This is a genomic window from Streptomyces sp. NPDC002076, assembly GCF_053593835.1.
Genome location: NZ_JBSFDI010000044.1, coordinates 1 through 12,252 on the forward strand (window position 1 = coordinate 1; position 12,252 = coordinate 12,252).

The following is a 12,252-nucleotide window of genomic DNA, read 5'->3' on the forward strand; positions in this document are numbered from 1 at the left end:
CCTCGATGGGGCGCCTCCGGTGCCAAATCCGATCCCGGTGACAGCTACAAACTCGCGGACTACCTACGCACCGACGGCCACCGCCTGCGCCGCCTTGTGCCTGTCGACAGCGGCCTGCGAGAACTCCAAGCCCTCGTGCGAGTGCGCGACGATCACGTTCGTGCGCGCACCGCCGCCGGCAACCAGCTCGGCGCTCTGCTCGAACAGCACTGGCCCGGACCCAAGAACCTGTTCTGCTCGCTCGTCTCCGACATCGCCCTGGACTTCTTGACCGACTACCCCACCCCCCAGTCCGCCGCCCGACTCGGCGAAGCCCGCATGGCCGCCTTCTGCAAGCGCCATGCCTACCGAGGCGGCAAACCGGCATCCGCACTGCTGGCCCGGCTCCGCTCCGCTCCCGTCGCCCCCGTCAGCCTCCCCGCCGACGTCCTCACCGCGCTCATCACCGCGCAAGTCCAGCTCCTGCGCAGCCTGCAGATGACCATCGCCCAGCTCGAGACGACCATCAAGGTCCGCCTCGCCAGGCACCCGCGCGCCATCCTCCTTGCCGACCTGCCCGGCGTGGGCACCATCAACCTCGCACAGCTGCTCGCCGAGGTCGGCCCGGTCCTTGACCGCGTCGAGTCCGCCGAACAAGCCGCCGCCGAGTGCGGAGCCGCACCAGTGACCAAGGCATCAGGAAAGACACACGGCGTCTACTTCCGGTGGGCCGCCAACACGCGCGCCCGCAAGGCCATCACTGCCTTCGCTCATAACTCCCGCATGCAATCACCATGGGCCGCCAGCCTCTACGCAAACGCCCGCGCACGCGGAAAACGCAACCCTCACGCCACTCGGATCGTCGCCCGCGCATGGCTCCGTGTCATATGGGCTTGCTGGCACAACGCCACCCCTTACGACCCCTGCAGCCACCCTGCCGCCCAACGCCTCGCAGCTCCCTGACTTGACTCAGAGGACTCAAACGCAACGTCTGCCGCCAGATCTTCAAGATTCTCGCACGAGCGAACCAACCGAACGCGGAAGAGCTCCCTCGAGCAACTTGTCACGACATAGCAGCCGAGGGGGAAGCACTCCAGCGCGCACGCGGCAGCGGTGATCGTCTTGCCCGATCCGGTCGCGGACACAATCGTGCCCCGCATCCCCTGAATGACACTCGGGGCTCGGCGACAGCCGCGTCGCGAGCCTCTCCCCGCTCCAGTTGCCCAAGGGCACGGTGCCGCTTGGGGCTGCAGGCGGTCGTGTAGGCGATCACGGTCTTGGCCATCGCGCTCGTCGGTGGTCGGTGGTCGGTGGTCGGTGGTCGGTGGTCGGTGGTCGGCGGTGCGGTGCTCACCGGCCGGGCGCTCCCGTGCGCAGGCCGTCCATGACTAGGTCGAGGAGTCTGGTGGCGCGGGGCCGCCAGTCGTCGCGGGGGTCGAGCTGCCACAGGCCCGCGATGGCGAGGAGGAAATCGTCCCCAGTGATGCCGGAACGGACGGTGCCGGCTTGCTCGTTGGCGCGGAGCAGCAGGTTCGCCGCGTCGATCACCGGCGTGGGGGCCGGCTTCGCCGGACTGCCTGGCGCGCTGGTGACCTGCCGGATCGCGTCGGCCAGACCGGCCTTGGTCATCGCGAACTCCGAAAGCCGGTCCATCCAGGCGCGCAGGGCCTGCGCGGGCGGCCGGGTCCGGAGCAGGTGGGCGGCACTGTCGGCGACCTGCTGCATCTCGTGCCGGTAGATCTCCAGGACGAGTGCCTCGCGGTTGGGGAAGTTGCGGTAGAAGGTGCCCTGGCCGACGCCGGCCTTCTTGGCGATCGCGCTCAGCGGCGTGTCCGCGCAGCGGGACAACTCGGCGAGTGCCACCTCCAGGATGCGTTCGCGGTTGCGCTGGGCGTCCGAGCGCCGGGGTGCGTCGTTCATCTGCGGCACTCATCCTCCCTGAGGGTTCGTGGCCGAACCTCGCCCTTGCTAAGCGGACAGCTGTCCGTTACGTTTTCCAGTTACCGGACAGCTGTCCGGTTGTCGTCCACGATAGCTGCGGACGCGTCCCTGCGGCAGTCCGCGGTCCCCTTCTGTTCCAGCACCACGCATCGCCGCCCCACCTCTGCGGCACAGCGCCGCACCACACACCCTGCGCACCCGCCCGGCACCCCGGCTGCTGAAACGCCCCATCTGCCCTGGAAATGCGAAAGAAGCTGCTCATGGCCTCATCGACGTCCAGTGTCATCACCCTGAACATCAACGGCGAGAAGTACACACTGCCCGTCGACCACCGCACCACCCTGCTCGACGCAATGCGCGAGCGCCTCGCGCTGACCGGCTCAAAAAAGGGCTGCGACCAGGGACAGTGCGGTGCCTGTACGGTTTTGCTGGACGGCCGCCGGGCCGTGTCCTGCCTGCAACTGGCCGTGGCGGCCGAGGGCCGGGAGATCACCACCATCGAAGGCGTCGCCGAGGGCGATCAGCTGCATCCCGTGCAGCAGGCGTTCCTCGACCTGGACGGTTTCCAGTGCGGCTACTGCACTCCGGGACAGATCTGCTCGGCGATCGGGGTGATCCAGGAGCACGCGGCGGGCTGGCCCAGCGCCGTCACCGACGACATCCGGCACGAGGCCGGACCACCGCCGCTGACCGCCGAAGAGATCCGCGAGCGCATGAGCGGCAATCTGTGCCGGTGCAGCGCCTACGTCTCGATCGTCGAGGCCGTGGCCCAGGCGGCCGAGGCACAGCCGGACGCGGGGCGCGCGGGCCTCGGGACGGAGCCGAAGGAGGCCGTGGCATGAGGGAGTTCGACTACCGGCGGGCGTCCGACGTCGCCGGCGCTGTCGCGCTGCTCGGCGCCGATCCCGACACCCGCTTCCTCGGCGGCGGCACCAACCTCGTCGACCTCATGAAGGCCGGCGTCGAACGCCCCGCCCGGCTCGTCGACATCCGCGAACTCCCGCTGGATCAGATCGAGCCGACGCCGGAGGGCGGCCTGCGCGTCGGCGCCACCGTCACCAACAGCGACCTGGCCGCGCACCCTGAGGTCCGCCGCCGCTACCCGGCGCTGGCCCAGGCGGTGCTGGCCGGCGCCTCCGGACAGCTGCGCAACATGGCCACGGTCGGCGGGAACCTGCTCCAGCGCACCCGCTGCGGCTACTTCACCGACGTCACCAGGCCCTGCAACAAACGTGTCCCGGGCAGCGGTTGCCCCGCCGTCGAGGGCGAGCACCGCAACCACGCGATCCTGGGCGCGTCGCAGCACTGTGTCGCCGTACACCCCTCCGACATGGCCGTCGCGCTCGCCGCCTTCGACGCGGTCGTCCACTTCGAGACCGCCGACGGGTCGAGCGAGGCGCCCCTGGCGGACTTCTACCTGCCCGTCGGCGACACCCCGCACCGCGAGACCGCCCTGCCGCCGGGCGCCCTGATCACCGGCGTCGTCCTGCCGCCCGTCCCGGTCGCCGCCAACTCCCGCTACCGCAAGGTGCGCGAGCGCGCCTCGTACGCGTTCGCCATCGGCTCGCTCACGGCCGCGCTCGATGTGCGGGACGGCGTCGTACGCGACGCGCGCCTGGCCTTCGGCGCCGTCGCCTCCCGGCCCTGGCGGGCCCTCGCCGCCGAACGCGTCCTGATCGGCGCACCGGCCGACGCCGAGACCTACGCCGCCGCGGCGGACGCCGAACTGGCGGCGGCACGGCCACTGCCCCAGAACGGATACAAGGTGACCCTCATCCGCAACCTCGTCGTGGCCGAGCTCACCCGACTCGCACAGGAGGCCGCCCGATGACCACCGTCACCACCGCGACACACACGCAGGCGCCTTCCGTTGGCACCGCCCACACCCGCGTGGAGGGCAGGGACAAGGTCACCGGCGCGGCCCGCTACGCCGGAGAGATCCCCTTCGCCGACCTCGCGCACGGCTGGCTGGTGCTCTCCACGGTCGCCCGCGGCCGCATCCGCGCCATCGACAGCGACCCCGTCCTCGCCATGCCGGGCGTCCTCGCCGTCCTGGACCACCGCAACGCCCCACGCGTGAACACCGACTACACCGGTCTGATGGGCATGAAGCCGGACCCGACCTGTGCCGTCTTCCAGCACGACCGAGTGCCGCATCTGGGCTGGCCGGTGGCGCTGGTCGTGGCCGAGACGTCCGAGCAGGCCAGGGAGGCCGCCGAGGCGCTCGTGGTGACTTACGAACAGGAGCCCCACGACATCGACTTCAGCGCGGACCACCCCGGCGCCTACCCGGTGGACGGGCACATGCCGGCGGTGACGGAGAAGGGCGACCTCGACGCCGAACTGGCCGCTTCGGCCGTCGTCGTGGACGCCGAGTACCGCACCCCCGAAGAGCACCACAACCCGATGGAGCCGCACGCGGCGACCGCCCACTGGGACGGCGGCCGGCTCGAGGTGGTCGACTCCAACCAGGGCGCCACCTGGGTCATCGGCGAACTCGCGAACCTCTTCTCGCTCGACCCGGCGTCGGTGCGGGTGCGCTCCGAGCACGTCGGCGGCGGCTTCGGCAGCAAGGGCGTACGGGCCCACCAGGTGGCCGCCGTGATGGCCGCGACCGTCCTGCAGCGCCCGGTGCGAGTCGTCCTGACCCGCCGTCAGATGTTCTCGCTGGCCGGCTACCGCAGCCCCACCACGCAGCGGGTCAGGCTCGGCGCCGACGCCGAGGGCCGGCTGCGCGCGCTGGAGCACAGCTCCCTCAGCCTCACCTCCACCGTGCACGAATTCGTCGAGCCGAGCGCCGGGGTGGCACGGGTGATGTACGACGCCGACGCCCACCACACCGCCAACCGTGTGGTCCGGCTCGACGTGCCCACCCCGACGTTCATGCGGGCCCCGGGTGAGGCGCCGGGCTCCTTCGCGCTGGAGGCGGCGCTCGACGAACTCGCCGAGAAGGGCGGCATCGACCCGGTCGAGCTGCGGCTGCGCAACGACCCCGAGCGGGGGCCGGTGTCCGGCCTGCCGTTCGCCGGCCGCAACGTGGCCGCCTGCTTCCGGGAGGGCGCCCGCAGGTTCGGCTGGGCGGACCGGGACCCGCGCCCCGGCCTGCGCCGGGACGGCCGCTGGCTGCTCGGCACCGGCACCGCGGCGGCGTCCTTCCCCGCGGGCGCGGCGCCCTCCACTGCGACCGTGACCGCGCACCCGGACGGCGGCTTCACCGTGCGGATCGCCGCGGCCGACATTGGCACCGGCGCCCGTACCGCGCTCACCCTGGTCGCCGCCGATGCGCTGGGCGTGCCCCCGGAGAGGGTCCGCGTCCGCATCGGTGACAGCGACTTCGGACCGGCGATGATCGCCGGCGGTTCCATGGGCACCCGCTCCTGGTCCTGGGCGGTCGCGGCCGCGGCCGAGGAACTGCGCGACAGACTGGGCCTGGGCGCCGACATCCCCCCGGAGGGCATCACGGTGCGGTCGGACACCACCGAGGCCATCGGCTCGCTCGCGCCCGCCGAGCGCCACTCCTTCGGAGCCCAGTTCGCCGAGGTCGCCGTGGACGTCACCACCGGCGAGGTGCGCGTGCGGCGCATGCTCGGGATCTTCGCGGCGGGCCGGATCGTCAACCCGCTCACCGCGCGCAGCCAGCTCGTCGGCGGCATGATCTGGGGCATCTCCATGGCGCTGCACGAGGAGGCCGTACGGGACCGAGCCTCGGGCGGTCCCGTCGGCGCCGATCTCGCGGGCTACCACGTGGCCACCCACGCCGACGTCCCGCACGTCGAGGCCGACTGGATCGACGACACCGACCCGAACGACCCGGTCGGCATCAAGGGCATCGGCGAGGTCGGCATCGTGGGCGCCGCGGCCGCCATCGCCAACGCGGTCTGGCACGCGACCGGCGTGCGCCACCGCGCCCTGCCCATCCGGCCGGACCGGGTCCTGACCGCGGCAGCGGGAGCGCTTGATGCTTGACCTGGCCGAGGAGCTGGACCGGTGGATCGAGGAGGGCCGCAAGTTCGCCGTCGCCACCGTAGTGGCCGTCGGCGGCAGCGCACCGCGCGGTCCCGGCGCCGCCCTCGCCGTGGACGGTGCGGGCACCGTCATCGGCTCGGTCTCCGGCGGCTGCGTCGAGGGCGCGGTGTACGACCTGTGCCTACAGGCGCTGCGTACCGGGGAGAGCGTGCTCGAACGGTTCGGCTACAGCGACGAGGACGCCTTCGCCGTCGGACTGACCTGCGGCGGCACGATCGAGGTGCTGGTCACGCCGGTGTCCGGCCAAGCGCCCGCCCGGACGGTCCTCGCGGCGGCCGTGGCGGCTGCCGCCCAGGGCCGGCCGGCGGCCCTGGCCCGGGTCGCCCGCGGCCCGGCCGAACTCCTGGGCCGGCCCCTGCTGGTGCGGCACGACGGCACGCACGAGGGCGCTCTCGGCAGCCACCCGGACCTGGACCGTACGGCGGCGGCCGAGGCCCGTGCCCAGCTGCAGGCGGGCCGCACCGGCACGGTGGAGATCTCGGCGGACGGCTCGCACTGCCCCGGCGGCCTCACCCTGCTGGTCGAGTCGAACGTGCCGCCACCGCGCATGATCGTCTTCGGCGCGGTGGACTTCGCCTCGGCGCTGGCGAGGGCCGGCAAGTTCCTCGGCTACCACGTGACCGTGTGCGACGCCCGACCGGTCTTCGCCACCCGGGCCCGCTTCCCCGACGCCGACGAGGTCGTCGTCGACTGGCCGCACCGCTACCTGCGGCGCACCGCAACCGACGCCCGCACGGTCCTGTGCGTCCTCACCCACGACGCCAAGTTCGACGTGCCCCTGCTCAAGCTGGCCCTCGGCATGCCGGTGGCGTTCGTCGGCGCGATGGGCTCGCGCCGCACCCACGAGGACCGCAACCGGCGTCTGCGGGCCGAAGGCGTGAGCGCGCGAGAGCTGGCCAAACTGCGCTCTCCGATCGGCCTCGACCTCGGCGCCCGTACGCCCGAGGAGACCGCCCTGTCGATCGCGGCGGAGATCGTCGCCGCCAGACGGGGCGGCACCGGCGTGCCGCTGACCAACTCCCGGACACCGATCCACCGCGACCTTCAGACCACCGGAGGGGGGATAAGCTCCGTCGACCGATGAATTGCTAGGCTCACCGGGTTCCTCCGAGGATGCCCCGGCCGTCAGGCCGGGGAGGAATCGGACTCCTGCGGAGCAGGGCAGGGATAGCTGGATCGCCGTCAGGGCGATCCGGTGTCCACCCCGTACGGCGGTGATGTCGCCCGCAATGATCGAGAGCTCTCAACGGTCAGTCCTCTCGGGTAGGTTCGGATGCATGACGACACAGGCAATCACGAAGGACGCCGGGCATGCCCGGTACACCTTCCGTGTGCGCCTGTCGAGGACGGCTCGGCGGGCACTTGAAGCGGAGTGGGATCGCTGCCGGTGGATCTGGAACGAGTGCGTCGCGAAGTCCAAGCAGGTGCACGCGCAGGGCCGGGCGAGTGGCGAGAAGTTGACCTGTGGTCCGGGGCAGTTGGACAAGATGCTGACCGAGGCAGGCGGGGTGAGGCCGTGGCTGGCTGAGGGCGCAAGCGTGCCGCGGCGGCAGGTGATCCGGGACTTCGCCAGGTCGAGGGCGAAAGCGCTGAAGGACATCAAGGACCGGGTGCCGATGCCCCGGCGGGCCGGGTGCCCCGCTGGAAGCAGAAGCGGGAGGTGCGGTGCAGCCTCAACTACACGAGGCGCGGTTTCCGGCTCAGGGACGGTCGCCTGCACCTTGCGGGCCGGATCGTGCTGACGGTGGTGTGGTCGCGGGGCCTTGTGGCCGACCCGTCGAGTGTGCGCGTGTACCGGGACGCGCTCGGACGTTGGTACGTGTCCTTTGTCGTTGTCGCGCAGAGTGAACCGCTCGCCTGTACGGGGTGCGTGCTCGGGGTGGGCTGGGGTGTGAAGGAGAGCGCCGCCACCATCGACGATGCCTACGGTCTCCCGCATGGCGAGCACGGCAGGCGGGCCGCGCAGCGGTTGGCGGGGTAGCGGCGGATGTTGGCCCGGCGCCGGCGTCCGAAGGGACAGCCGGCATCCGCGGGCTACCGGAAGGCGCAGGTACGGGCAGCGAAGCTGCACAAGAAGATCGCGCGGCAGCGTGAGGACACCGGCCGCAAGTGGGCCAAGTCTGTGATGTGCGGCCATGACGGGGTGGCGGTGGAGGACTTCAGGCCGACGTTCCTCGCGAAGACCACCATGGCCCGCGCAAGGCGGCTGATGCCGCGATCGCCGCGACGAAGCGTGTCCTGTGCGAGATGGGCCGCAAGCACGCACGGGACGTCCGTCTCGTGCACCGCACACCACGATGGACTGTGCGCGGTGCGGAGCGAGAACCAAGCACGCGCTACCTCTGTCGATGAGAACGTATGCCTGCACCGTGTGCGGGGCGGTGTCCCGCAGGGACAAGAACTCCGCCCGTGTGATGCTGGTCCGGGCAGGTTGGAACCCGGACGGTGTCGAGGGCGTAAGACCACCTGAGCCGCCGGCTCCGGTGGCGGTCTGAGCCGTACATCCCCGCCCAGCCCTGGAGGGTGACGAATCCCCCTCCCTTCAGGGAGGGGAGCCTTCAATGTCCCTGGAGTAGCCCGAGGGCACGGCGCAAGCAGTCGTTCCACTCGAAGCCATGCCGACCTTGGGAGCGGCGCATTCAAGCGCCACCATCTGCTCGCCGAAGTCCGCCGCTACCTCTCCTACGTCCTGCGCGGCCGGCCACACCAGCCCGGCCTGGACGAACAGAACGTGGAGGCGGTCGTCGACGACTACACCCGCCCGGTCGGCGGGCCGGCCGACGGATGATGACCGCCGACCTGCGCGCGCTGTACCCGCGCGATACCGAGGACCAGGCCGTGCTGCGCCCGCTGACCCCGCGCCCGCGCGAAGGCCCCGTACGAGCGGGCCTGCCTCGCCGCCGGCGCGCTGACCGCCCGGGGCCAGGCGGTACGCTGCGCTGACCGCCTGGGATCCCGTGACCCGGCCGCACACCGTCGCCGTGCCCGCCGCCCCGAAGCCCCGCCTACGGCCCTCCCGTACGGACTGGAAGGCGAGCCGCCGCCAGGAGCAGACGACCGACGTCGCCACGATGGAGCAGACCCGCCGGACGTTCGAGGCCACTGCCAAGATGGCCGCCAAGCTCCAGGACGGCATCCGGGACCGCGCAATCACCCACGACCCCCGACCACAGCCCACCCCGGCGACTGGCCCCGCCGCCGGATCGGCTACGTCATCCAACAGGTCGGTCTCTTCTCGCACCTCGGCCGGAAGTCCGGCTGGGGGACAGGTCATCAGTGACCCAAGAGTGCTTCAAGTAAAGGACGGTGACTCCGGATTCCGGACGCCATGGTCGGGTATCGGCCAGTCCTGGGTGAACCGAGCGTGAGCCGGCAGCGGGGCAGATCACCACCGTGCGTGAACGTTGGGTGCCGGGGCAGTGTTCGGGTGCGAGCACGGCAACCGCTCCCGCCGGTCTGTCGTCGCGGACATCCGGCCGAAACCCTTCCTTGTTGTGGCGCGAAAGCCTCGCCATACTCGTCGGCGCTTGGCATGGGCACGATCGTGTGACCGTCGGGACGTCCCGTGCCCCTCATCCCTCCGGCCCCGGCCCGACGAGTGGGCGGGGCAACCCCCACTGGAGGCTCCACATGACGCAACGCCGAACAGGCTTGACCACCCGCGCGCTCACCGGAGCGAGCGTCGCCGTCCTCACCGCCGGCGCGGCCCTGCTCCCCGGGACCGGCTCGGCCGCGGCAGCCCCCGTGGGCGCGCAGGCGACCCCGGCCGCCGCCCGCGCCGCGTCCGCAGCGGTCCTCGTCGCACGGTTGGGCGACCGTGCCGCCGGTTCCTACTACGACGCCGCGGCCCACCGCTTCGTTGTGAACATCACCGACCCGTCCGCGGCCGGCTCGGTCCGCGCCACCGGCGCCGTACCGAGAACCGTGCGCTACTCCACGCCCCAACTCCGAGGGGCCATCGGCACGCTGACCCAGCGGGCCCGGATCGCGGGCACCGCCTGGTCGATCGACCCCCGTCAGGACAAGGTGGTCGTGACCGTCGACCCCACGGTCACCGGGGCCGAGCGCGCCCGGCTGACCACCGTGGTCGGCTCGCTCGGTGACAAGGTGGTCGTACGCCGGGCCGCCTCCGCGTTCAAGCCGTTCCTCGCGGGCGGCGACGCCATCTGGGGCAGCGGTGTGCGCTGCTCCCTCGGATTCAACGTGACCGTGAACGGCGCGCCGTACTTCCTCACCGCCGGACACTGCGGCAACGCCTCCTCGACGTGGTCCGACTCGCAGGGCGGCGGGGAGGTCGGCCAGACCGTCGACTCGCAGTTCCCCGGCACCGACTACGCCCTGGTCCAGTACGACGACGCCGGCAGCGACCACCCCAGCGCCGTCGACCTCTACGACGGAAGCAGTCAGCAGATCACGCACGCCGCCGACGCGTATGTGGGTGAGTCGGTCACGCGCAGCGGCAGCACCTCAGGGGTCCACAGCGGGACGGTCAACGGGCTGGACGCGACCGTCAACTACCAGGAGGGCTCCGTCTCCGGGCTCATCGACACCGATGTGTGTGCCGAGCCCGGCGACAGCGGCGGCGCGCTCTTCGACTCCGACGCGGCGATCGGTCTGACCTCGGGCGGCAGCGGTGACTGCACGTCCGGCGGTGAGACCTTCTTCCAGCCCGTGCCCGCGGCGCTGAGCGCGGAGGGTGCCACCCTGCCGTAGCCGGCGGCTGACCGCACGCCGTACCGGTCCGGGAACGCTGCACGCTCGTAGCGTCTCTGACTTGTTGAATCCGGCCTAGGCGCGCGGTCTGCAGCCGTAGCGTCCAGGGTGCCGGTGGGCTCGGGCTCGAGCTGTCTCTTGCCGCCTCGTGAGGCTGGCTCATGATCAGCGTGCCGCTGCCGACCGGCACCCGCGCCGTGCGGCTCGACAGAGACGTGAAGGTGACGCAGTGACTTCAAGTCAGAGTGCCCACCGCATCTCCTTCCGGGTCTCATCGAGGGCGAGGCCAGCCTGTGATCCTGATCGGTGTCGATCCCCACAAGTCGGCCCACACCGCCGTTGCCATCGACCCCGCCGGCCATCAGGTGGCCCTGCGCCGGTTCGCCGTCCATGCCGGCACCTTCCGGCAGCTGATGCGCTGGTGCCAGCAGTGGCCCGAACGCCGCTTCGCCATCGAAGGAGCACACGGCCTGGGCGCACGCTTGCCCAGCAACTGGCCGCCGCAGTAGAGAGCGTGGTCGACGTACCTCCACGCTGTCGGCCCGGGCCCGGCTCCTGGCCACCGGCGGAGACCGCAAGACCGACACCGCCGACGCCTTGCACGTCGCCCAAGTCGCCCTGTTCCGCCATGACCTGCAGCCTGTGGCGCCCGAAGACCAGTCCACGATCCTGCGACTGCTGACCGAACGGCACGACGACCTGGTCCAAGAACGCACCCGCGTCCTGAACCGGCTCCACGCCATGAAGACCGTCCGGCCCATCACCGCTACAGACGCTTGCCGCCGGGACATAGCCCGCGACCTGCTGGCCGACCTGCGCCGCCTGGACCGGCAGGTCAAGGACAACGAAGCCGAGATGCGTGACGCCCTTGCCGCGACCCGCACGACGCTCACCGCGCTGCCGGGCCTGGGCACGGTGCTGGCTGCCAAGGTCCTCGGCCACGTCGGCGATGTCAGCCGCTTTCCTACCGAGCATCACTTCGCCAGCTACACCGGCAGCGCGCCCCTGGACGCCTCGAGCGGCAACAACGTCCGCCACCGACTGAACACCGGCGGTAACCGCGCGCTGAACTCGGTGCTGCACGTCATCGCCGTCTGCCAGATCCGCGAGGCGGGCGCGGGCAGGAGTACTACCTGCGCAAGATTGCGGAAGGCAAGACGCCGACGGAGGCCCGCAGGGCACTCAAACGCCGGCTCTCCAACGTGGTCTACCGGACCATGAAACGCGACCAGCGAAACCACCTCGCTCGGGCCGCTTGACACACAGAGGCGCTGATCAGCTAAGCGATTCCATGCGAACGGTAAGGTCTGACACGGGTTCTGCCCACCTGGGCGGGGACGCATGAGCATGGAGATGGAATCCCGCGCCCAGTCTTGCTCCGCATGGCCGGTGTCGGGGGGTGGCGGGTGTGCTGATCGTGGTCACGCCCTGGTGTCGGTGGGCTGCGCGGGGCAGCCGGGTCAGGCCCGGTGGTGCGTGTCCCTCTGGACGCTGGCCGGACGGGCCGATGGGCCTGGCCGGGGAGGGAACCTCACGTCGCCTGGGCGTGAGGAGGTTGGTTCGCGGCCGGGTGGGGCCGGTCTTTGACCGGTC

9 protein-coding genes and 2 pseudogenes are annotated in these 12,252 nt (G+C 71.4%); 9 read left to right on the top strand and 2 right to left on the bottom strand.

Going from position 1 to position 12,252, the window contains the following annotated elements; genetic code table 11:
* A partial coding sequence (locus ACWCQS_RS44570; RefSeq protein WP_451009801.1) for an IS110 family transposase occupies positions 1-942 on the top strand: 942 nt, incomplete at its 5' end.
* A 98-nt stretch (positions 943-1,040) separates the two neighbouring features.
* On the opposite strand, the pseudogene ACWCQS_RS44575 reads toward ACWCQS_RS44570, so the two are convergent.
* Both ACWCQS_RS44575 and ACWCQS_RS44580 read right to left on the bottom strand, forming a co-directional pair.
* Positions 1,041-1,145: pseudogene (locus ACWCQS_RS44575) on the bottom strand (DEAD/DEAH box helicase family protein); the annotation flags it as partial.
* A gap of 184 nt (positions 1,146-1,329) precedes the next feature.
* Entirely contained in the window at positions 1,330-1,899 is a 570-nt protein-coding gene (locus ACWCQS_RS44580) for a TetR/AcrR family transcriptional regulator (RefSeq protein WP_451009802.1), read from the bottom strand.
* Between the two features lie 281 nt (positions 1,900-2,180).
* On the opposite strand from ACWCQS_RS44580, the gene ACWCQS_RS44585 reads away from it, so the two are divergent.
* The 8 genes and pseudogenes from ACWCQS_RS44585 (at position 2,181) to ACWCQS_RS44620 (ending at position 11,880) form a co-directional block, all read left to right on the top strand.
* Positions 2,181-2,762, top strand: coding sequence for a (2Fe-2S)-binding protein (locus tag ACWCQS_RS44585; RefSeq protein ID WP_451009803.1), 582 nt, complete (start codon positions 2,181-2,183; stop codon positions 2,760-2,762).
* On the top strand, positions 2,759-3,751 hold the full coding sequence (locus ACWCQS_RS44590) for an FAD binding domain-containing protein (protein ID WP_451009804.1): 993 nt from the start codon (positions 2,759-2,761) through the stop codon (positions 3,749-3,751). The genes ACWCQS_RS44585 and ACWCQS_RS44590 overlap by 4 nt, the downstream gene beginning before the upstream one ends.
* A complete protein-coding gene (locus ACWCQS_RS44595; RefSeq protein WP_451009805.1) occupies positions 3,748-5,886 on the top strand; it encodes a xanthine dehydrogenase family protein molybdopterin-binding subunit in 2,139 nt (712 codons plus the stop codon). The genes ACWCQS_RS44590 and ACWCQS_RS44595 overlap by 4 nt, the downstream gene beginning before the upstream one ends.
* A complete protein-coding gene (locus tag ACWCQS_RS44600) occupies positions 5,879-7,030 on the top strand; it encodes an XdhC family protein (RefSeq protein WP_451009806.1) in 1,152 nt (383 codons plus the stop codon). The genes ACWCQS_RS44595 and ACWCQS_RS44600 overlap by 8 nt, the downstream gene beginning before the upstream one ends.
* A gap of 193 nt (positions 7,031-7,223) precedes the next feature.
* Positions 7,224-8,441: pseudogene (locus tag ACWCQS_RS44605) on the top strand (RNA-guided endonuclease InsQ/TnpB family protein).
* Positions 8,442-9,576: 1,135 nt separating this feature from the next.
* A complete protein-coding gene (locus tag ACWCQS_RS44610; RefSeq protein WP_451009807.1) occupies positions 9,577-10,659 on the top strand; it encodes a S1 family peptidase in 1,083 nt (360 codons plus the stop codon).
* A 293-nt stretch (positions 10,660-10,952) separates the two neighbouring features.
* Complete coding sequence (locus tag ACWCQS_RS44615) at positions 10,953-11,168, top strand: hypothetical protein (RefSeq protein WP_451009808.1); 216 nt, start codon at positions 10,953-10,955, stop codon at positions 11,166-11,168.
* Between the two features lie 88 nt (positions 11,169-11,256).
* Positions 11,257-11,880, top strand: a complete 624-nt coding sequence (locus ACWCQS_RS44620) for a transposase (RefSeq protein WP_451009809.1) — start codon at positions 11,257-11,259, stop codon at positions 11,878-11,880.
* Positions 11,881-12,252: the final 372 nt, after the last annotated feature.

Excerpts from the sequence above, each read along its gene's own strand:
- ACWCQS_RS44580 (WP_451009802.1), bottom strand. The coding sequence starts at position 1,899 with ATGAACGACGCACCCCGGCGCTCGGACGCCCAGCGCAACCGCGAACGC.
- ACWCQS_RS44585 (WP_451009803.1), top strand. The coding sequence starts at position 2,181 with ATGGCCTCATCGACGTCCAGTGTCATCACCCTGAACATCAACGGCGAG.
- ACWCQS_RS44590 (WP_451009804.1), top strand. The coding sequence starts at position 2,759 with ATGAGGGAGTTCGACTACCGGCGGGCGTCCGACGTCGCCGGCGCTGTC.
- ACWCQS_RS44595 (WP_451009805.1), top strand. The coding sequence starts at position 3,748 with ATGACCACCGTCACCACCGCGACACACACGCAGGCGCCTTCCGTTGGC.
- ACWCQS_RS44600 (WP_451009806.1), top strand. The coding sequence starts at position 5,879 with ATGCTTGACCTGGCCGAGGAGCTGGACCGGTGGATCGAGGAGGGCCGC.
- ACWCQS_RS44610 (WP_451009807.1), top strand. The coding sequence starts at position 9,577 with ATGACGCAACGCCGAACAGGCTTGACCACCCGCGCGCTCACCGGAGCG.